This is a genomic window from Nostoc sp. DSM 114160 (assembly GCF_053470305.1).
This window is the reverse complement of sequence record NZ_JBPFGO010000001.1, coordinates 762,946-780,390: the sequence shown is the minus strand read 5'-3', so window position 1 is coordinate 780,390 and position 17,445 is coordinate 762,946. Positions and strand designations below refer to the sequence as shown.

At 42.5% G+C, this 17,445-nt stretch carries 22 protein-coding genes and 1 pseudogene; 15 read left to right on the top strand and 8 right to left on the bottom strand.

The annotated features are described in order from the left end of the window. The first annotated feature begins 307 nt into the window (after nt 1-307). Complete coding sequence (locus NSTCB13_RS03670; protein WP_448271365.1) at nt 308-658, top strand: helix-turn-helix domain-containing protein; 351 nt, start codon at nt 308-310, stop codon at nt 656-658. Between the two features lie 110 nt (nt 659-768). Continuing rightward, nucleotides 769-1,419 (top strand): hypothetical protein, encoded by a 651-nt coding sequence (locus tag NSTCB13_RS03665; RefSeq protein ID WP_448271364.1) that lies wholly within the window; start codon nt 769-771, stop codon nt 1,417-1,419. A 96-nt stretch (nt 1,420-1,515) separates the two neighbouring features. On the opposite strand, the gene NSTCB13_RS03660 is transcribed toward NSTCB13_RS03665, so the two are convergent. Both NSTCB13_RS03660 and NSTCB13_RS03655 read right to left on the bottom strand, forming a co-directional pair. Further along, nucleotides 1,516-1,716 (bottom strand): hypothetical protein, encoded by a 201-nt coding sequence (locus NSTCB13_RS03660; protein WP_448271363.1) that lies wholly within the window; start codon nt 1,714-1,716, stop codon nt 1,516-1,518. A 116-nt stretch (nt 1,717-1,832) separates the two neighbouring features. Then, the gene (locus NSTCB13_RS03655) at nt 1,833-2,417 is read right to left on the bottom strand and encodes a tyrosine-type recombinase/integrase (RefSeq protein ID WP_445631563.1); all 585 of its coding nucleotides are present in this window, start codon (nt 2,415-2,417) and stop codon (nt 1,833-1,835) included. A 220-nt stretch (nt 2,418-2,637) separates the two neighbouring features. Between NSTCB13_RS03655 and NSTCB13_RS03650 the strand changes: the two genes are divergently transcribed. The 9 genes from NSTCB13_RS03650 to NSTCB13_RS03610 all read left to right on the top strand — a co-directional run bounded on the left by NSTCB13_RS03650 (nt 2,638) and on the right by NSTCB13_RS03610 (nt 7,597). Next, complete coding sequence (locus NSTCB13_RS03650) at nt 2,638-2,952, top strand: hypothetical protein (protein WP_448271362.1); 315 nt, start codon at nt 2,638-2,640, stop codon at nt 2,950-2,952. Nucleotides 2,953-2,962: 10 nt separating this feature from the next. Next, the gene (locus NSTCB13_RS03645) at nt 2,963-3,472 is read left to right on the top strand and encodes a hypothetical protein (protein WP_448271361.1); all 510 of its coding nucleotides are present in this window, start codon (nt 2,963-2,965) and stop codon (nt 3,470-3,472) included. Next, on the top strand, nt 3,473-4,255 hold the full coding sequence (locus NSTCB13_RS03640; protein WP_448271360.1) for a hypothetical protein: 783 nt from the start codon (nt 3,473-3,475) through the stop codon (nt 4,253-4,255). 70 nt (nt 4,256-4,325) lie between these two features. After that, the gene (locus tag NSTCB13_RS03635; RefSeq protein WP_448271359.1) at nt 4,326-5,726 is read left to right on the top strand and encodes a collagen-like triple helix repeat-containing protein; all 1,401 of its coding nucleotides are present in this window, start codon (nt 4,326-4,328) and stop codon (nt 5,724-5,726) included. Nucleotides 5,727-5,831: 105 nt separating this feature from the next. After that, nucleotides 5,832-6,173: a hypothetical protein gene (locus NSTCB13_RS03630; protein ID WP_448271358.1), complete on the top strand. Its 342-nt coding sequence runs from the start codon at nt 5,832-5,834 to the stop codon at nt 6,171-6,173. 40 nt (nt 6,174-6,213) lie between these two features. Continuing rightward, nucleotides 6,214-6,633 carry a hypothetical protein gene (locus NSTCB13_RS03625; RefSeq protein ID WP_448271357.1) on the top strand — a complete coding sequence of 140 codons (420 nt, stop codon included), beginning with the start codon at nt 6,214-6,216 and terminating at the stop codon, nt 6,631-6,633. 5 nt (nt 6,634-6,638) lie between these two features. Further along, complete coding sequence (locus NSTCB13_RS03620) at nt 6,639-6,977, top strand: hypothetical protein (protein ID WP_448271356.1); 339 nt, start codon at nt 6,639-6,641, stop codon at nt 6,975-6,977. Next, nucleotides 6,974-7,402, top strand: coding sequence for a hypothetical protein (locus NSTCB13_RS03615; RefSeq protein ID WP_448271355.1), 429 nt, complete (start codon nt 6,974-6,976; stop codon nt 7,400-7,402). The genes NSTCB13_RS03620 and NSTCB13_RS03615 overlap by 4 nt, the downstream gene beginning before the upstream one ends. Next, on the top strand, nt 7,403-7,597 hold the full coding sequence (locus tag NSTCB13_RS03610; protein ID WP_448271354.1) for a hypothetical protein: 195 nt from the start codon (nt 7,403-7,405) through the stop codon (nt 7,595-7,597). A 299-nt stretch (nt 7,598-7,896) separates the two neighbouring features. Here NSTCB13_RS03610 and NSTCB13_RS03605 read toward each other — a convergent pair whose 3' ends face one another. Both NSTCB13_RS03605 and NSTCB13_RS03600 read right to left on the bottom strand, forming a co-directional pair. Further along, nucleotides 7,897-8,910: a glycosyltransferase family 2 protein gene (locus NSTCB13_RS03605; protein ID WP_448268668.1), complete on the bottom strand. Its 1,014-nt coding sequence runs from the start codon at nt 8,908-8,910 to the stop codon at nt 7,897-7,899. A 14-nt stretch (nt 8,911-8,924) separates the two neighbouring features. Beyond that, a complete protein-coding gene (locus NSTCB13_RS03600; RefSeq protein WP_445628392.1) occupies nt 8,925-9,653 on the bottom strand; it encodes a C40 family peptidase in 729 nt (242 codons plus the stop codon). Nucleotides 9,654-9,662: 9 nt separating this feature from the next. Between NSTCB13_RS03600 and NSTCB13_RS03595 the strand changes: the two genes are divergently transcribed. Beyond that, complete coding sequence (locus NSTCB13_RS03595) at nt 9,663-10,595, top strand: serine hydrolase (protein ID WP_448268666.1); 933 nt, start codon at nt 9,663-9,665, stop codon at nt 10,593-10,595. Between the two features lie 61 nt (nt 10,596-10,656). Here NSTCB13_RS03595 and NSTCB13_RS03590 read toward each other — a convergent pair whose 3' ends face one another. The 3 genes and pseudogenes from NSTCB13_RS03590 to NSTCB13_RS03580 form a co-directional block, all read right to left on the bottom strand. After that, complete coding sequence (locus NSTCB13_RS03590) at nt 10,657-11,268, bottom strand: hypothetical protein (protein WP_448270442.1); 612 nt, start codon at nt 11,266-11,268, stop codon at nt 10,657-10,659. Nucleotides 11,269-11,445: 177 nt separating this feature from the next. Then, nucleotides 11,446-11,622: pseudogene (locus tag NSTCB13_RS03585) on the bottom strand (HNH endonuclease); the annotation flags it as partial. Nucleotides 11,623-11,873: 251 nt separating this feature from the next. Beyond that, complete coding sequence (locus NSTCB13_RS03580) at nt 11,874-13,520, bottom strand: metallophosphoesterase (RefSeq protein WP_448273114.1); 1,647 nt, start codon at nt 13,518-13,520, stop codon at nt 11,874-11,876. Between the two features lie 482 nt (nt 13,521-14,002). Here NSTCB13_RS03580 and NSTCB13_RS03575 point away from each other — a divergent pair, with 482 nt between their 5' ends. From NSTCB13_RS03575 to NSTCB13_RS03565, 3 genes are read left to right on the top strand one after another with little or no spacing between them, the layout of a single operon-like run. Beyond that, nucleotides 14,003-14,755: a sterol desaturase family protein gene (locus tag NSTCB13_RS03575; RefSeq protein WP_448271353.1), complete on the top strand. Its 753-nt coding sequence runs from the start codon at nt 14,003-14,005 to the stop codon at nt 14,753-14,755. Beyond that, nucleotides 14,752-15,360, top strand: coding sequence for an acyltransferase (locus NSTCB13_RS03570; protein WP_448271352.1), 609 nt, complete (start codon nt 14,752-14,754; stop codon nt 15,358-15,360). Before NSTCB13_RS03575 ends, NSTCB13_RS03570 begins: the two co-directional genes overlap by 4 nt. Then, nucleotides 15,360-16,874 carry a GH3 family domain-containing protein gene (locus tag NSTCB13_RS03565; RefSeq protein WP_448271351.1) on the top strand — a complete coding sequence of 505 codons (1,515 nt, stop codon included), beginning with the start codon at nt 15,360-15,362 and terminating at the stop codon, nt 16,872-16,874. Before NSTCB13_RS03570 ends, NSTCB13_RS03565 begins: the two co-directional genes overlap by 1 nt. 209 nt (nt 16,875-17,083) lie before the next feature. Here NSTCB13_RS03565 and NSTCB13_RS03560 read toward each other — a convergent pair whose 3' ends face one another. Continuing rightward, nucleotides 17,084-17,431, bottom strand: coding sequence for a hypothetical protein (locus tag NSTCB13_RS03560; protein ID WP_445628384.1), 348 nt, complete (start codon nt 17,429-17,431; stop codon nt 17,084-17,086). Nucleotides 17,432-17,445: the final 14 nt, after the last annotated feature.

Genomic DNA, 17,445 nt, shown 5'->3' with positions numbered 1-17,445 from the left:
CAGCTTTATAAAAAACCGCGACTTGTGTAGACAAACACTTCAGTACTCAACTTGTTTACGTAACCACTTACGGGACATTGGTAGCCTGAAACACTCTTCATCAGCTTTCAACGGCTATTACACAAAGTGCTAATTTTCCCGGATTTGGCATTTGCTACTGAGATGAGACACTTTAGGTGAACCAGCTGAATAACTGTTTCTTGCCGAGGCAATTACGTTGGCTGGTCTTTTTTTGTCCACTAACTAGCAGTTTACTGCCAGATACAATTTGTGTCAAGCAGTTTACTGCTAGCACTAATTTGCTAGTATGAATGAAGAAAATCGAGAGCAGCCAACCTTGAAAGGACTTCGAGAAAGCGCAAACCTAACTCAACCAGAATTAAGCCGTCGAATGAAAGTAGGCATTCGTATTATTGGTGACTGGGAGAGGGGAGAATCTATCCCCAGGTTTGATCGTGCTATTGCATTAGCTCGTGAACTAGGGGTTTCCCTTAAGATTCTTGCAAAGTCAATGCAGATAGATGTCGCCGACCTACTTGATGATGGCCCATCCCTTGCTCAGTTGAAAGCTATATGCAGAGATTTGGGCATTACAGAGGTGGGCGAACTTCCAGACGACTGGAAGCAGCTCAAGCGATCGCAAAAGTCCGAAATTTAAAAATTCGCCACAGTGCTTGCTTACAGCGCTGTGGCGGGACGAAATGACTAACCTAATTATGACGGAAACCGACAATTGGGGGCCCCCCAAGGCAGCTGACATTGTTCGCGGTGGAGTCAGTTGCAACGGCTCCCCCTTCCCCCCTGCACCCTAGTTACGATTCTTACTGGGATGAAGTAACCAATGGCGATAGCGATCGCTGGAATCCGGCCGACTTCACAGAAGCACCACGTCTTGTAGACGACGGCGGTCAAGTTTCCGTTTTTTACGATGAATCACTTGAACCACCAGATCCAGACGATTACGAAAACCTCAATGCTTATGAGCAAGCCTGGAGCGACTGGGAGTCAGGCCGTGTTCTGGAACAGAACACACAGGTAGATGAATTAATCAGTGAAGACTCGCAGATTTCCCCTGGCGATCGCCCGTCTCTTGTTCTGGAACGTGATACACAAAATCCTGTTCCAGAACAAAAAACCCCAGGATTGGGGGACTATACCGATGTTCCAGAACACATTTTACCCGTTCCAGAACATCTTCACTGGGTAGAAAAGTACTGCCCAAGCAATCGCAAAGATAACCATTATTACCGCTATTGCTGGAAGACCGGCAGCAAAATTAAGCATCGGCACATCACCGGGGGGAGTGTGCGATCGCAGTTGGCACAGCACAGGAAGCTGGAAGTTGAGATTGCGATCGCGGACGGGCAGCCGCCAAGTGAGATTGAAGAGTTGATTCACTCCTGGCGTAGTCAGTCATAACTCCTAACTCCTAACTCCTAACTCTTAACTCCCCATTCCCCATTCCCCAATGCCCAATGCCCAATGTCCAATGACGAATTGACTTTTGACTTTTGGCTATTCCCCATCATCATCGTCATCTGTGCTGATGACAACATTCACACAGTCAGACCCAGCCTCAAAACCGATGATGCTGTATGTTTCACCATAGGCATCTGTCAAGCAAATTACTGCATCACCCGGAAAGTCTTGTAATTCAAGAATCAGTTTTTCTACAGTCAGTTCTTCTGTTATCTGTTCTTCGGTTGTAGTACTCATAAAATTTCTCCGGTTTAAAAATGCGATCGCCTTGTGAGTAAATGTGGGCGATCGCGCTGTGACTAATTGCTGGTTTGAGCTTACCTGCTCGTAGAAACTTTGTCACAGGTTGGGGTTCATAGAGTTGCGATCGCGCCTCTTCTCTCATCCGTCTCTATCTCAAAGTAAGGGTCAAGCCCTTTATTATCGCGGTGTCCGGTGAAGGTGCGAATAGTTTCTTTCGGGATTCCATTTTTTCTGAGTCGGTTAACAAAGCTCCGTCTCATGCTGTGAGTGGATATTCCCTTCGCTTCATACCCTGCTTTCTCCACCGCAGCCATCAAAATGTTGTAGGCATTTTTCCAGACAATCGGCTTAGTGCCGCACCGGGACGGGAATAACCACTCGCTATTTGTGGCTGGTTTGTATCGCTCTAGTGATTCCTTCAATATTGCATGTACTGGAATCTCTGTGGCATCGGCTGTCCCGTCTGGCCTGTGCTTTCTAATGATTGCAGGAAAAATGATATCGGTTTTAGCAATACCTGGTTCCTGATAAACATCGGCTACTTTCAGTTTCACCAAAGCCCCCCAGCGTTCGCCGGTAAACCATCCAATGTCTAAAAGCAGTTTGTATTTTTCTGTTAAAATTTGTTGCCTGACTTTGGAATATTCAGCGTTTGTAATTACAGCAGCTTTTCCTTTTCTGTTACTCTTTGCCATAGACGTAAAAAATAAACTTCGCATATTCCGCTTTTACCTGGTTCAGAGGTGAAAGTGGAATTACCTAAATATTCACTATTAGTAAATATTCGCTCAATCCTAATGCTGGCAAAGGATACACGGCATCAGTGAATATTCCACTTCTACATAAAAGTGGAACATTTACATTATTTTCGGGATTGAATACAACGGATTTATTCATTTCACACTCATCTGTTGTATGCAACCTGGAATCACTGATTTATTTGGGCCCAACTCTACCTTTTCCGGTTCACCAAAAGTATTAGAAATTCCACTTAGTTCCCTGCCCGCGCTGACAACTGCTAATCCAACAGCATTGGAATTGTACGCGGCAATTATTTCTTATGCTCATACTTGGATAAATGCCAATACTGATGCTTCAGTAATGGCAAGTTCCGATTTAGTTATCTCGTCTCCGGTTACTCGCAACGGTGTTGCGAAAACTCAATTCCAATTTTCAGAAAGATTTTATGGGCCGTACAGTGCCCCGACATTCGATCCAAACTCAATTTAATAATTAATAAATGCAGTGTACTGTCGTTGGAACTTATCTTTCCTCTTTAAATGGGTGCGATCGGGATACATTATCTGTTGTCTTGACATTTGAATCAGGGAGCTTTTCTTATAGCCCAACATTAAATAGAGAGTGTGGAGTTGAATATAGAATTTCAGAGTCTTCCATAACAGGATTGAGTTCTATTACTTATACATGGGCTAGAGGATCTGGAACTCTTGATTATTCTACTTTTGCTGATTTTTCTTGGATAGGCTCACCGAGCATATCTTGTACTAGCACTACTAAATACGATTGTATTAATGGTACTTGTACAGATGCAAATACACACAAAACCGCAGGAATTTATCAATCGCTAGCTGATTGTCAAGCTGTTTGTGCAAATGGTGGAGCGTGTGCATCAGGCAAGCAATGCGTAGACCCGACAACATTTATTCCTAGTGGTAAAGTCTGCATTGATCAAGGTGAATTTGCATCAATTGAAGCCCTAATATCTAAAATTGGTGGTGAGGTTTGTTAAGTGTCTACAGAAGGTCAATCTCTGATTTCCTCACTTTCAAATATTAGTCATTGTTCTGGTCATCAGTGCGATTGTTGTCAGCAACTCCAAAGTCAGATTGATGAATTAAGGAATTTAATTAATAATTCCAATAATGGAAATCTTCAAAGCGAGATTGATGCACTTAAACATCAATTAGCTGATGTGTATCGCCAATTAGCCCAAGATGAAATTCAAATTGGCAATATAGAAACTGAACTACACGATCTAGAAGCAAAATTAATTGCAGTTGGGGCAGGGATTGCCGCAGTAGTAGCAGTAGTGGCTGCTCCATTAATTGCTGCTGCTCTTGAGGGAGTGTTTGCAGCGATCGCGGCATTAGGTGTAGAAGTCGCAGCCGCAACCGCAGCAACCGCAGTAGTAGAAGCACAATTTGTAGTTTTGGAAACTGAAATTGTGGCACTGACTGGTGAGGCATCGTCAGCACTGGCACTAGCAGGCACAGCTGAGGGAACTGCCACATCAGCACTGGCACTAGCAGGCACAGCTGAGGGAACTGCCACATCAGCACTGGCACTAGCAGGCACAGCTGAAGGAACTGCCACATCAGCACTGGCACTAGCAGGCACAGCTGAGGGAACTGCCACATCAGCACTAGGAACAGCATTACCAGCCTTGACCCTGGCGCAAAAAGCGGATTTAACAGCTGATTCAGCGTTAGGTTTGGCAATGACCCGCCGAAGGAACAGCAACTTCAGCATTATCAATTGCAGAAATTGCTCAAATTCTCGCTGGCACGGCTGAAGAAACAGCAGTAGCCTCTGGCGCAACTGCCACCACTGCATTAGGTACGGCTGAAACAGCAATTGCTGAATTGCAACCAATTGCCGCTCAAGTTCAGGCTCAACAAGCTGAACTGGCATTTCTTGAACCGCAAGTAAAAGTAGCTATCAGCTTAGGGACAGTTGCAGAAGGTGAAGCTGCTGCTGCCGCTGCTGCTGCTGCCGCCGCCGAAGCAACAGCCACATCAGCATTAAGTTTGGGTACGGTTGCAGAAGGTGAAGCTGCTGCTGCCGCTGCTGCCGCGACCGCCGCCGAAGCAACAGCCGCATCAGCACTAAGTTTAGGTACGGTTGCAGAAGGTGAAGCTGCTGCTGCTTTAGCAATGGCTGAAACTGCGCTTGCTACAGCAGAAGCAGCATTAGCAAAGCCAATCATCCCAGGTCCTCCAGGTTTACCCGGCGAACCCGGGCCACAAGGTGAACCTGGAATACCCTTGCCTCCATTGCAAGGGCCCCCTGGCGAACCCGGTCAGCCTGGACAGCCAGGCCCCCAAGGTGAACCCGGTCAGCCTGGACAGCCAGGCCCCCAAGGTGAACCCGGTCAGCCTGGACAACCAGGCCCCCAAGGTGAACCCGGTCAGCCTGGACAACCAGGCCCCCAAGGTGAACCCGGGCCACAGGGAGAACCTGGAATACCTTTACCTCCACTGCAAGGACTTCCAGGAGAGCCGGGGCCACAAGGAACGCCAGGGCCACAAGGCGAACCCGGAACACAAGGAACGCCAGGGCCACAAGGCGAACCAGGACAAAAAGGAGATCCAGGCCCACAAGGTGAACCAGGTGAAAATGGTAAGGATGCAGAGGTGAATTTAACAACAATTACCGTTCCAGTATTTGAGGGATGTAGCGATACCCATCAACCAACTTATGGATCGCGAACAATAACGGTTATTCAAGGAACTGAAGCTCAAGAGGCGCTAAAGTTTCAACAGATGGCAGAAATTGCAAGTGAGCAATGCAAAGTAGATAATTCTGGTTCATCAAATGTTGTAGCTATCGCATCTTTACCCGAACGATACCAACTTTCACCTGATGGACATATACCGCAATTGGTATGTTTATTCCGTGAATTAAAATCTGATAATTCACTAGGTAGCGATTGGTATCCGATTACAATTCCCCATCCACAGAACACTATAGAAACTGAGCAGAAAACTCTACCAAATTACAAAAAAGGTTCATGGGAATTAATATTAGTTTTAAAAGACAATAGCAAAGTTTTTGTAAACGCATTCTCTAAAGATGATGCTGAACAATTTTTAACATCTATTAAAGCTACAATTAATCCGACCTATTTGGAAAACTCTACTCAAAAGATAGGGCAGAGAAAGGGACAAGCTCTAAAAGAAATAACTGTCAAAATGGTACGGGCTGACTATTACCCTCAAGGCACTGCTAATTCTAAGCCAGAGTGGTCAAAAAAGTTTGTCTGATGGCTCTCGTTGAGCATACGTTGCTACGGAGCCTTAACCGCTCCGTTCGTTTGACAGTCGATGTCAAGATTATGCTGTAAGAACGCAACAAATCATTTTCTAAATATGGCTAATTTGAAATCTTATCTATTAGTAATTGATAGCATCAATTACGCTTTGCACTTGGACAGCAATATTTACGATGGTATTAAGGAAATGGTTGGCTTAACTGATATGCCTGCCACTCCTCCAGCATCTTTAAGGCAAACCTCAATAGCTGAACTAGAAAAAAATGGTTTAGCTCATAAAATTAGCGTGGGTTTGGCAGGGACAGCAAATGGCAAGATTACAAAGCGTAAAACAGTTATGTGCCCTTCTACTAAGCCTTTCAAAAATATGATTGGTAAACAAATTAATAGCCTTTACGTGAAGTCTGCCAGCGTAAAAACTCATCGTACTTTTGTTTAACTAATAACAATAACAACAATAACCAAATAACAGGAGAAGCATGGCTGGACTTTATTCAACACTGGCGGTTACTGGTACTCAACTTGCGCTTGATGGAACCGAAAAACCATTTACATTTTATTTTCGAGGCGCAAAACAAATTTACGAAGATAATGAATGGTCAACCGCAACGGGAATTAAGGATGTTACTGCCACTCACGCCGGGCAAGTTGTTCTTACAGACATAGGCGATCTACTTTTGCATGGCATTGTTCGGACTGCTGAAGTTGAAATCAAAGATTCTGATACGGGCAAAGTTCTTGCTATAAAAAAGGTACGCTATGCCGGCTCTAAGTCTTCAACAGTTGAACAAAAAAAAGCTGATGGTGGAATTGTTGGATTAACCTGGAAAGGAATCGGTAAATTTAATGGAAAGCCAGTAGCAGCAGTTATTGAAACCAGAAAGATGATTGTTGATTAATTTCAATGGATTTATCTACTGGCTGGATTTCTGTAGGGAATGGAAGCTTCACATCTGCTAGTGGTTCCATTCCTTCATTCACTGTACCAACTCTTCTTAATGCCCAAATTGTTGCAATTAGGATTTTGACAGAAAATGCTAAACCGACTTGGTATACAGGGGCATGGGTAGATCAGAAAATTTTAACTGGACTAGATACTTCAATTCCGTGGATTACTTTCTCTAAGAAGATTGGGCTTGGAGGGAATGTTATCTTTTTACCTCAAGCTATCTCTAACTACTCACTAGATATTAGTTTTCCAACCTATTTTAAAACTGTATCTGTTGGGGTATGGATACAATGATGAACACTCCAAAAAGCACTATTGCTGTTACCACTAATCCACAACCGGGAATAGTTATAAGCCTAGAAACTACAGAGATATTTTTAGCAATTCTTGTTAGTGTATCTATCTTGTCTGGGGTAGCTATCCGAGTTGTTACCAAGATGAATACTATTTCATCTTCAATTACTCAAATCGAAAAAGCCCTTAAAGAGCAGGCTGTTCATACTGAGAAAATTGGGCGAATTGAACGAACTTTAGATTTGCATATTCAGGAGTATGTCAACCGAAAAGATGTAGTTCAAATGGTACTCGGACAACTCGATCAGAAGATTAATCACAAGTTCAAAAGAGTTCTCTTTTATACAAGAGATATTCAGCGTTTTTTACAGAAGAACGGGAATTTCACAATTCGAGAATACGAAGAAAATACAGAGGAAGAATAAATGTCTAAATCTACATTGAACACTTTAAGCACGATTCTTGGCTTGGTTGCGGGCGGTTCGAGTTTACTAGGCAGTGCTGGAGTCATCAATCACCAACTTGCAGGTACTATTGGTGGGCTTGCTACGGCACTTCTTGGGTATCTTGTACAGCAGCCCGCCGCAGAACAACCGCAAGCCCCTACAACTCAAAAGTAAGTCTCTGGGGATTCAAGGTAGATGCAATTTAACTAGTTTTTTGTCATTTGTCATTTGTCATTTGTTCTTTGTCATTTGTCATTTGTCATTTGTTCTTTGTCATTTGTCCTTTGTCATTTGTCTAGAGTCAACCAATATTTATTGTTAATTATTTGCTAATGACCAATGACCAATACTTCTCTACGAGAGGCTGCGCCAACGACTTCACTAAGTAGCAAGTGCCCAATGACCAATGACTAATGACCAATGACCAATGACTAATGACCAATGACTAATGACCAATGACTACTATTGTTACGTTACTTAACATTTTTTGCTACCACCTCTCGCACGCGATAGATAGGCCGTCCTTGGGATTCGTGGTATGTACGCATGAGTAATTCTGCTAAAAGTCCGAAGCAAAACAACTGCACTCCTGTTAGTAACAGCAAAACTGCCAAAATCAGCAGAGGGCGATTGCCAATCATCTCACCTAAAGCTAATTTGACGAAAGTCAAGTAAATTCCGATCGCAGTTCCCGAAAACATTGAAATCAAGCCTAACAGCCCAAAAACATGCATCGGACGGGTGAGGAATTTTTTCATAAACAGAATGGTTAACAAATCCATCAATACCCGGAAAGTCCGCCAAATTCCATATTTACTACGACCAAAGCGGCGGGCGTGATGACGTACAGGTATTTCGGTAATTCTAGCTCCTTCGATGTACGCCAAAGCGGGTAAAAATCGGTGTAATTCTCCGTAGAGGTTCATATCTGCCAAAAGTTCTGCCCGATAAGCTTTCAGCGAACAACCATAGTCATGAATATTCACGCTAGTGGTGCGGCGAATTAGCCAATTGGCAATTTTGGAAGGAAGTAACCGATTTACAGCCCCATCTTGGCGTTTTTGTCGCCAACCACTCACCAAATCGTAACCTTCGTCCAGCTTTGCTAATAACATCGGGATATCAGCCGGATCGTTCTGGAGATCGGCATCTAAAGTCACGATCGCTTTACCGACTGCATAATAAAATCCAGCAGCCATCGCCGCAGTTTGTCCGTAGTTGCGGCGCAAAATCACCGCCTTTAAATCAGTGCGGATTTGCGCCTGTTCTTTGAGAAAATTCCCAGAACCATCTGTAGAACCATCATCCACACAAATGATTTCATAATTTACCTGACTAGAAGATAAAGTAGAGGCGATCGCTTCTAGTAAAAGCGGCAAACTCTCCACCTCGTCATGTATTGGTACTACCACCGAAACATCTGGGACAATTGCTGAAATCGTCCCATTTTCCCCCATTACCCCTTGATCGATCAACCCACTCCTCATAAGCCTCAGCATCCTCAGCGTCTCTGTGGTTCGTAACTCTTAAAAACTCTACCAGCACCTCGCAGCTGCTGATAGTACGACTGACTAACCGCATCTCCCTGTTCCGAGAGAATATCAATTCCGATCCCATTCCGTCCCTGTTCTTTCCCAGAACTATGGATATAATAACCATCCGCCAAATAAAGCCCGACATGGGTGGCTTTTTGCCTAGTTCCAAAAAATACCAGATCCCCGGCTGCTAATTCTGCAATCGTAATTGGTTGAGTGAATCCTTCCTGTTGATAGGCATCTCTAGGTAGCCAAATACCCACCGAAGCAAACGCCGCCTGCATTAACCCAGAACAGTCATAATTTGGCCCAACCGTACCACCCCAAAGGTAATAATTTGATTGTTGCATCGCTTTTTGGGTAAAGGCGATAATCTCTGCTAGGAGTTTTTTAATCTCCGATTCAGAAAATGTTGCAGCCTGATAAGGTACAGTAGCAGATTGTAATGAATCAAAATCTGAAACAGATAGCCATCCCGGATAGTCATCTTCACATAAATACACCTCAACCGCCGAATTTTGATGATTTGATGTTAGCCACAAATGTCTCCCAGATGCAGCTTGAGTTGCTAAACGCGTACATTCAGGAGAATCATATAAATTCAGGTCAGCTAAACACTGATACTCCCCTGATTTTGGATTTTGAACTTCGGCTTCGCTCGGTCGAACCATTTTGGATTTTAGATTAAAGGACATTATCAGAGAATGATTTTTTTTAATAAAGACGAACAACTCGAAAATCTTGGGTTAGGCATTTTAGATGCAACTTGGGCAGCATTTCCAACCTTAGCGCGAAACCAAATTGCCTTGACTTGGGTTGTTTACGATCCACCAGTGCGAGTAAATACTGGTGGGGCGCTGACTCCCAACGCTTTTTGGGATCACCCAGTTCGTGGTTTCACTTATCGCGGTGTTGAGCGGATTTATCCTGCCAGTGTAGTCAAGCTATTTTACCTGGTAGCGGTAAACGAATGGCTAGAAAAAGGTATGAGTCAAACCTCCAAGGAGTTGGAGCGAGCTTTGCAGGATATGATTGTCGATTCTAGTAACGATGCTACCAGCTTGGTTGTGGATATTTTGAGTGGCACTACATCAGGGCCAGAATTACCAATTGGCCCCTTTGAAACCTGGAAATATCAGCGTAACATTGTTAACCGCTATTACCAATCTTTAGCTTGGGAAGAATTGGAAACAATTAACGTCTGTCAAAAAACTTGGGGTGATGGCCCTTATGGGCGGGAACGGGCGTTTGTGGGGGAGTTACTAGAAAATCGCAATATGTTGACTACAAATGCGATCGCTAGATTACTGCATAGTATTGTCGGTGGGGTAGCGGTTTCAAGCGCGCGATCGCAAGCCATGATGGCTTTACTGAAACGTCCTCTCAAAGATTTGCCCACTGACACCGAGGAAAATCAGGTGACAGGTTTCTTAGGCGGTGGACTGCCTGAAAATGCTCAAATTTGGTCAAAAGCAGGTTGGACAAGTCAAGTTCGCCATGATGCAGCGTATATTGAATTACCAGAACAGCGCCCTTATCTTTTAGTGGTATTTACTGAAGGGAAAGCCCAGGCTAAAAGTCGGGATATTTTGCCTTTTGTTTCTAGGCGAGTTGCCGAAGCGATCGCTAGTTTATGAGCCAAAATTTTTAAACAAACAAACCCTCCTATAGGAGGGTTGTGCTTCAACGTTGTCTGCCTCAACCTGCTAGGCGAAACTCGATGTCGTGACTGGCTAACGGGAGCAACCCTGAAGACACCGTGATACGCCATATACCAATGCAGTTTACTTTTAAAGGCAGGAATAACGGAACACACCATCGACGTACTAGAGCAGTCGTCTGTGATATCGATAAATCAGAATGAGAGATCAAAGCAGTATGACCTTCGGCATCTTGAACAGAGTAGTCAATCCGAAGCATTGTGTTTATTGGGATAGTACCAGTTTCGACAATGCAGAGCAGGTTTAGTTGCAGATTGTATGGCAGCGACGGAACCTCATAGTACGCCCACCCACCGCCAAGTACAGAAAATAGACCTTGTACTTGAATCGCATTGGCAAGAAAAATGGTGGATATCTGGAGTCCATTTTCAAGATCATCCACGTCTGCCGGACGACCACTATAAGTAGCCACGCCACCACCACCGCCTCCTCCACCGGGAACCTGCCCTTCTCCTCCGTGGAGGTCTATTGGTTCGTGAAATCCCGCTGGAGTAACACCGACTATGTTGATTATTCCGCCCTCGCCACCAGCACCGCCAAAATACCCACCTTCTCCACCTGCTTTCAGTTGTGCACCGTGAAAGTCCATATAAACACTTGTCTGCAAGTGACTTTCCATCGTTTTTTGAAGTTCGGCGACCAGGGAATCAGACAATGCAGACACTTCGATTTCTGCTTTCCTTGCGTTTTCTTCGCGATCTGCCTTTATGCGTGTCAAGTATTCGACGGTGTATTTATGAAGGTTCTCCTTAGCGTCAATCACTTTGTGGTGGTTTTTACAAAGAAGAATTAGATTCTCAAAAGAATGTCTTTCTTCTGAGGTTTGTTGTGCGTTGTATCGAAGACCACCAGGATTCTGGGCACATATATGACACACATCGCCCAGTATTGTACTGGAATCTATGATGGCATTAGTGCAGCTTGGAAATGCACATTGGTTCATCGATAGTGCAAATAGTCTCCGAATCGTCGAATCTCTCGGTGTCTTTATTTCTGTCACCTTGCTCCCCCGGCTTTGTTTTCCGCCTGCCCACGAATGATTAGCCTGTTGCTTTATATTGCAAAAAATTGCAAAGCAGATACCGAGAAAGTACCTAAAAAGTTTTTATTGTTTGACTTTGACGGCTTAATTCATCTTATTCAACAACAAGTTTATTTAAATTGTCCTTACGCTTTCATATTCTCGTCAGTAACTCATTGGGGATTCAACTTAAATTCGTCAAACTTTAATACTTCCGAATCAGGCTTACGAGTATCAAAACGATAACTACTAATCGTACCCGTCCCCGTATCAAAGATACTAAAAACCGTAATATCATTACTCGCAATATAAGGCATCGGCTTCCCATCTTCACCCAGCAAGGGGGCAATTGTTGGCACTATCGGTTCTAATTCATTGGGATCGCCAAGCTTAACATAATCCTCTTGATATCCAATTGGGACTTCTCGTTTTCTGTCACCCCAAGCAGCACCATAAGTATTGCCTACATTAGATGTTTCCAAAAAATGCATTCCACTGGGACTAACAAAGCGGTTCCATAAATGAGAATGTCCATAGAATACTAATTGCACATTAGCCGCTTCAAGTATTGGGACAACATCGCGGATAATATAATCTGCGTCTTTTGGGTACTCATAACGCACTGCTTTGATATTGTCGCTATCCCGTTCAATTATCTGTACTGGCTCTGTATAAGCAGGAACTATATTATCACCCAAAGTATGGGGTGGATGATGGAACATCACAACTTTGTATTTTGCTTGTTGAAACTCAGGGCTGTTAAGTTCCGACTCTAGCCAATTATATTGCTTGCTGCCTTTAGCAATTGGCTCATAAATCACCTGTCCATAACCCCAATTTTCAGGATTATTTAAATCCTTTTCAGCTTCTCGATATCTACCCTTAAACTTTCCATCTAATTTGGGAGTTCGCCACATATTTGTAGCGTACAGTACCACCAAACGCGTATCACCAAAACTAACTGCATAATACCTTTTTTCACCCTCTTTACTTTTTGGTAAAGAAAAAATCTCTTCATAGGTATTAGTATTAAAAGAATTATCGATTAAAGATTTATCTGGATAGATTCTTTGAGCAACAACACGGGGAATTGTATCATCAAATTCATCATTTAAACTCCCTGTCCTAGCAAACCGCCCCATTACCTCATGATTGCCAATGCAAGTAAACATGGGTGCGTGTTGAATTATTTGTCCGCCAGTGTAGATTGTTTTAACACCATTGTGCGTCATTTCATGTTTAGCACGACCTTGCAAACCGGGAAACAACGCACCACCACCATTATCATCAAACCATTCTGAGGCGCGATCGCTAACATTGACCAAATCACCGGCAAACCACACGCCATCGACTCGTCCCACTGTTTCTACCACCTTTTGCAGATTTGCCGCTGTCATCGGCTTTAATTGATGATCTGAGGTCAGTAGAATTTTAAGTGGTGTATCTGATTTAGGAGTAGCTGCAAGGCTGAAAACATCACTGTCAACACTTTTGCCGTCTTCTTGCACACTTGTGACACGATAGTTAACCCGCACACCAGGAGTTAACCCAGTTACCTCAGCCTCATGTCGCCAAATGTCCCTTTGGACGGGTTTTTGATAAACTTGTCCGTCTTGGTTTTGGCTTGCAACTCTTGATTGTTGGTCTTCACGCGTGCGACTAAGTTTGGTAGTACTTGCTCTAGCAGTTTGTTTGAGATTTTCCCCGTAGGTTACTATGTGATTAACACCAGCAAATTCAGTAAACCAAACTACTTGCACTGAAGTTGCAGTCGGCAATTGCAAAAATGGGTCGGTGAGCAGTTGGGGTGCTGATGTCATAATTGTTTGCCCAAATGAACGCACACCTACCAGAGTAAAGCATATAACAAGCACAAGCATCGCTACTGAGGAAATTTTTCGGCGGCTTTTGTGTCTGAGCATGAGTAACACACCAAATTTTAGGGTATTCACCGACTGAACGCATTTTATTATAGGAAATGTGTGTAAAATCCCGAACAATTACTCCAGCAGCTACCGGATTTATTCAACCGTCAGCAGCAAGTAAACCAGACAGGACAATTAGTTGCTAAATTTAATAGACCCGCCTTGAAAATAGGGAATAGGGAATAGGGAACAGGAAGAAGTATTTTCATTGTTCCTTGTGAGTTCCACTCATGAAGTCTCTTGCAAAAATATATTTTTCCAAGAGAGGGAAAAGGGACTCATGTTAAAGGGGAGGATTTTGAGTTTCTTTACCCTTTTCCCTTTCACCTTTACCCCGGCTTTTGTAAGAAGTCTAATATCAGTGTGAGTAATCAAAAGTGGAAATACAAACTTTTTCACAACTACTAATTTTTGGCTCTTTTATCGGATTAATTGGTTGGACTATTAGCAATCAAATTGGCAGAACTCAACTTCAAGTTAAAAGCCATGAAGATTGGTTACTAGATGGTACAGGGCTAATGATTCAAGGAATTTTGATTCCCTTACTACAAGCTACTTTAGTTTATTGGCTTTATCAACATTTATTACCAACTCAGCAAGGAAATTTAAAATTATCATTAATTCTGAGTTTTCTGATTGGGTTTGTTGTAATTGATTATTTATATTATTGGAATCATCGTTTATTACATACAAAATATTTGTGGACGGTTCATCAAGTTCATCATACTGTTACTCAGATGGATGTACTAGGAACTTCTCGCAACACACTTTGGACAAGTTTGTTAATTATTTATTTATGGATACACACTTTATTTTTATATCTTTTAGCCGATCCTACAGGTTATGTACTTGGAGTAAGTCTAACTTCTGCCTTAGATTTATGGCGACATAGCCGTTTGATAATTCCTGAACATAGCTGGTTTTATCAATTTTTATCTTCTTGGTTAATCTTGCCACAGGATCATGCTTGGCATCATTGCTGTGAAATCCACAATTATAACTATGGAGCTAATCTAAAAATTTGGGATAAGTTACATGGGACATATTATGAAAGCAAAAAAATGCCATCTACAATCGGAATTTCTAGCTCATTAAACTTGTTCCAAAAACTTTTATTTCCATTTTCATGACTGTTCTAAGTAAAATTCTGTTGTTTTTTCCCGCCTTTGTATTATTGCTAACTGGGGCAGCAATAGTCTACCTCGTTTATTCACCCAACATCTTCAGTATTTTCGGGGTGTTCCTTTCTATTTATGGGCTACCAGTGCTAGTTTACCGCTTGCATGAATGGGTTTATCCTGTGCGGGAAGGTATTAGTTATCTACAAAATAAAGAATATAATTCCTGGTGGGGTAGTCATCAAATCCAAGTAATTTTTATTGCAATTCCAGTGTTGGAAGCAGTGTTGCGGTTGATTCCAGGGGTGTTTTCTTGTTGGTTGCGATTGTGGGGTGCTAAAGTGGGGCGAGATGTCTATTGGACACCAAGTTTAGAAATTGCCGATCGCAGTTTATTAGAAATTGGCGATCGCGTCGTTATCGGGCATCGTGTCGGTATCTATTCTCACGTCATTAAACCCCGTAAGCAAAATTTAATGTTGTATGTCAAAAAAGTCAAGATTGGCAGCAATGTTTTTGTGGGAGCCGGATCTAATCTTGCTGCTGGTGTCGTCATTGGTGATGGTTCTTATGTACCAGCAGTCAGTAACCTTTATCCTAATCAAAAGGTGCAATAATGCGTCCGATTATTCAGCTTTTTGGGCAAATCCTTGCGCCAACTGCGAGGCGATTTCATCAAGCTTTGGATAACCCAGAGTTAATGCAGACATCTATAAAAAGGGAGATTTGCGATCGCCTAATCAAAAGTGAGTATGGTAAAACTTTGGGAATTCATTCTGTAGACGATTGGCAGCGTCTACCAATTGTAAATTATGATACACTCGAACCTTACTTAAATCAAAAACATCAGCAAATTTCCCTTACACCAGAACCCATTTTGTTCTACGAAAAAACCTCTGGTAGTAGTGGAGCAGTAAAATGGATTCCTTATACTCAATCTTTGCGGCGATCGTTTAATCAGATGTTCTGTGTATGGGCACACGATCTGATTGTACATGGCCCGAAATTTTCCACAGGCAAACTTTATGCTTGTATATCGCCGCAATTAAATGTAGCTGATAGTCAAACTTTACAAGATGATTTAGATTACTTAGATGGCTGGTTGCGTTGGTTTTTGCGTCCTTGGTTGGTGATGCCAAATAAACTTAATCGGCTACATGATGCGAACTTGTTTAAACATCAACTGGCTTTGGCATTATTAGAGGCTGAAAAACTAGAAATTATCTCTATTTGGAGTCCTAGTTTTCTACAAGTACATTTAAAATATATTCAAGAAAATCAAGATTTGTTACGAGGAGAATTACACAACCGGATTTCACATCATCGGTTGCAAAACCTGTGCGAAAGTAATATTCCCTGGATGCAACTCTGGCCAAATTTGAAGCTGATTTCTTGCTGGGATAGCGCCAATGCAGCAGACCAAGCGCAAGGATTAAGATTAAAATTTCCAGACGTATTAGTTCAAGGTAAAGGACTACTTGCAACGGAAGCACCAATGACGATTCCGTTGATTGTTGCTGGGGGATGTGTGCCGGTTCTGGATGAAGTATTTTTCGAGTTCGAGGACGATGCTGGTTCGTTGTATGGTTTACATGAACTCAACATTGGCAAGGAATACACGATTATTTTATCTCAAAAAGGGGGTTTGTATCGTTATCGAATTGGCGATCGCATTCGGGTAACTCATTACTATCGCCACACTCCCTGTTTAGAGTTTCTCGGACGATATCAAGCCATTAGCGATTTGGTAGGCGAAAAGTTACAAGAAACCTTTGTAAATAATGTTCTAACTCTACTGAACTTGCAAGAAACTAATTTTAAAAGCTTGATGCCAATTACCGATCCTCCGCACTATATTCTATTATTAGATTCGGCAACACAAACCCCAGAAATAATCGCTCAAAAACTGGATCTGGCTCTATCAGAATCGTATCATTACAAGAGAGCGAGAGCCATCGGTCAACTTACACCACCACAAGTTTTAATCTCTAGTCAAATTCCTGAAATATTAGTTTCCCATCGTATCCGCACTGGAAGTATTTGGGGAGGTATTAAGCATCCAATTCTGGCAACATCACCCATTAGCACTGAACTTTTACAAGAATTGCAGGTGAAAATTGTCCAAAAATAGCTCAATACGGTTCGGTTAAAATTTTTTGATGAAAATTATAAATCGCCGTCAACACGAAAAACTGATTATTGTAGAGACGGCGATTCATCGCGTCTCTCACCTTCGGCGATTCATCGCGTCTCTCACCTTAATGTGTTCATTTTTAATTTTTAATTTTTAATTTTTAATTCCGCCTTGCGGTACTAGCCTTTTAAAATTTGATTAAATATTTAACGCGATTCTAATTTAGCAACTCGCTCCTCTAATTTATTAACTTGTTGCTTCAATTCAATCACCAAAGTTGCAAGCCGATCGAACATCGGATCTTGTTGTGATAAGTTCCTTCTAGAACCAGTTGACTGTCGTGGGGTAAGTGTTGTTCTTGAAGATGGAGACTGGCGAGTTCTACCTAACTGAGACTCTAGCTGATTTAACCGCGACTCAACACGATTTAAATCCGCTTCCAGATTGTAGATGCGGGACTCTACTTGCTGCGATGAGGCAGTTTTAGAAAAAAAACTGCCCCAGATAATTGTTGCTAAAATCCCGGCGATTACTAACACCTTGATTTTTTTCATACCAATAGCTGACT

Coding starts and splice junctions, on each gene's coding strand:
- NSTCB13_RS03670 (WP_448271365.1), top strand. CDS start 308: ATGAATGAAGAAAATCGAGAGCAGCCAACCTTGAAAGGACTTCGAGAA.
- NSTCB13_RS03660 (WP_448271363.1), bottom strand. CDS start 1,716: ATGAGTACTACAACCGAAGAACAGATAACAGAAGAACTGACTGTAGAA.
- NSTCB13_RS03655 (WP_445631563.1), bottom strand. CDS start 2,417: ATGGCAAAGAGTAACAGAAAAGGAAAAGCTGCTGTAATTACAAACGCT.
- NSTCB13_RS03650 (WP_448271362.1), top strand. CDS start 2,638: ATGCAACCTGGAATCACTGATTTATTTGGGCCCAACTCTACCTTTTCC.
- NSTCB13_RS03645 (WP_448271361.1), top strand. CDS start 2,963: ATGCAGTGTACTGTCGTTGGAACTTATCTTTCCTCTTTAAATGGGTGC.
- NSTCB13_RS03630 (WP_448271358.1), top strand. CDS start 5,832: ATGGCTAATTTGAAATCTTATCTATTAGTAATTGATAGCATCAATTAC.
- NSTCB13_RS03625 (WP_448271357.1), top strand. CDS start 6,214: ATGGCTGGACTTTATTCAACACTGGCGGTTACTGGTACTCAACTTGCG.
- NSTCB13_RS03620 (WP_448271356.1), top strand. CDS start 6,639: ATGGATTTATCTACTGGCTGGATTTCTGTAGGGAATGGAAGCTTCACA.
- NSTCB13_RS03615 (WP_448271355.1), top strand. CDS start 6,974: ATGATGAACACTCCAAAAAGCACTATTGCTGTTACCACTAATCCACAA.
- NSTCB13_RS03610 (WP_448271354.1), top strand. CDS start 7,403: ATGTCTAAATCTACATTGAACACTTTAAGCACGATTCTTGGCTTGGTT.
- NSTCB13_RS03605 (WP_448268668.1), bottom strand. CDS start 8,910: ATGAGGAGTGGGTTGATCGATCAAGGGGTAATGGGGGAAAATGGGACG.
- NSTCB13_RS03600 (WP_445628392.1), bottom strand. CDS start 9,653: ATGTCCTTTAATCTAAAATCCAAAATGGTTCGACCGAGCGAAGCCGAA.
- NSTCB13_RS03595 (WP_448268666.1), top strand. CDS start 9,663: ATGATTTTTTTTAATAAAGACGAACAACTCGAAAATCTTGGGTTAGGC.
- NSTCB13_RS03590 (WP_448270442.1), bottom strand. CDS start 11,268: ATGGACTTTCACGGTGCACAACTGAAAGCAGGTGGAGAAGGTGGGTAT.
- NSTCB13_RS03580 (WP_448273114.1), bottom strand. CDS start 13,520: ATGACATCAGCACCCCAACTGCTCACCGACCCATTTTTGCAATTGCCG.
- NSTCB13_RS03570 (WP_448271352.1), top strand. CDS start 14,752: ATGACTGTTCTAAGTAAAATTCTGTTGTTTTTTCCCGCCTTTGTATTA.
- NSTCB13_RS03565 (WP_448271351.1), top strand. CDS start 15,360: ATGCGTCCGATTATTCAGCTTTTTGGGCAAATCCTTGCGCCAACTGCG.
- NSTCB13_RS03560 (WP_445628384.1), bottom strand. CDS start 17,431: ATGAAAAAAATCAAGGTGTTAGTAATCGCCGGGATTTTAGCAACAATT.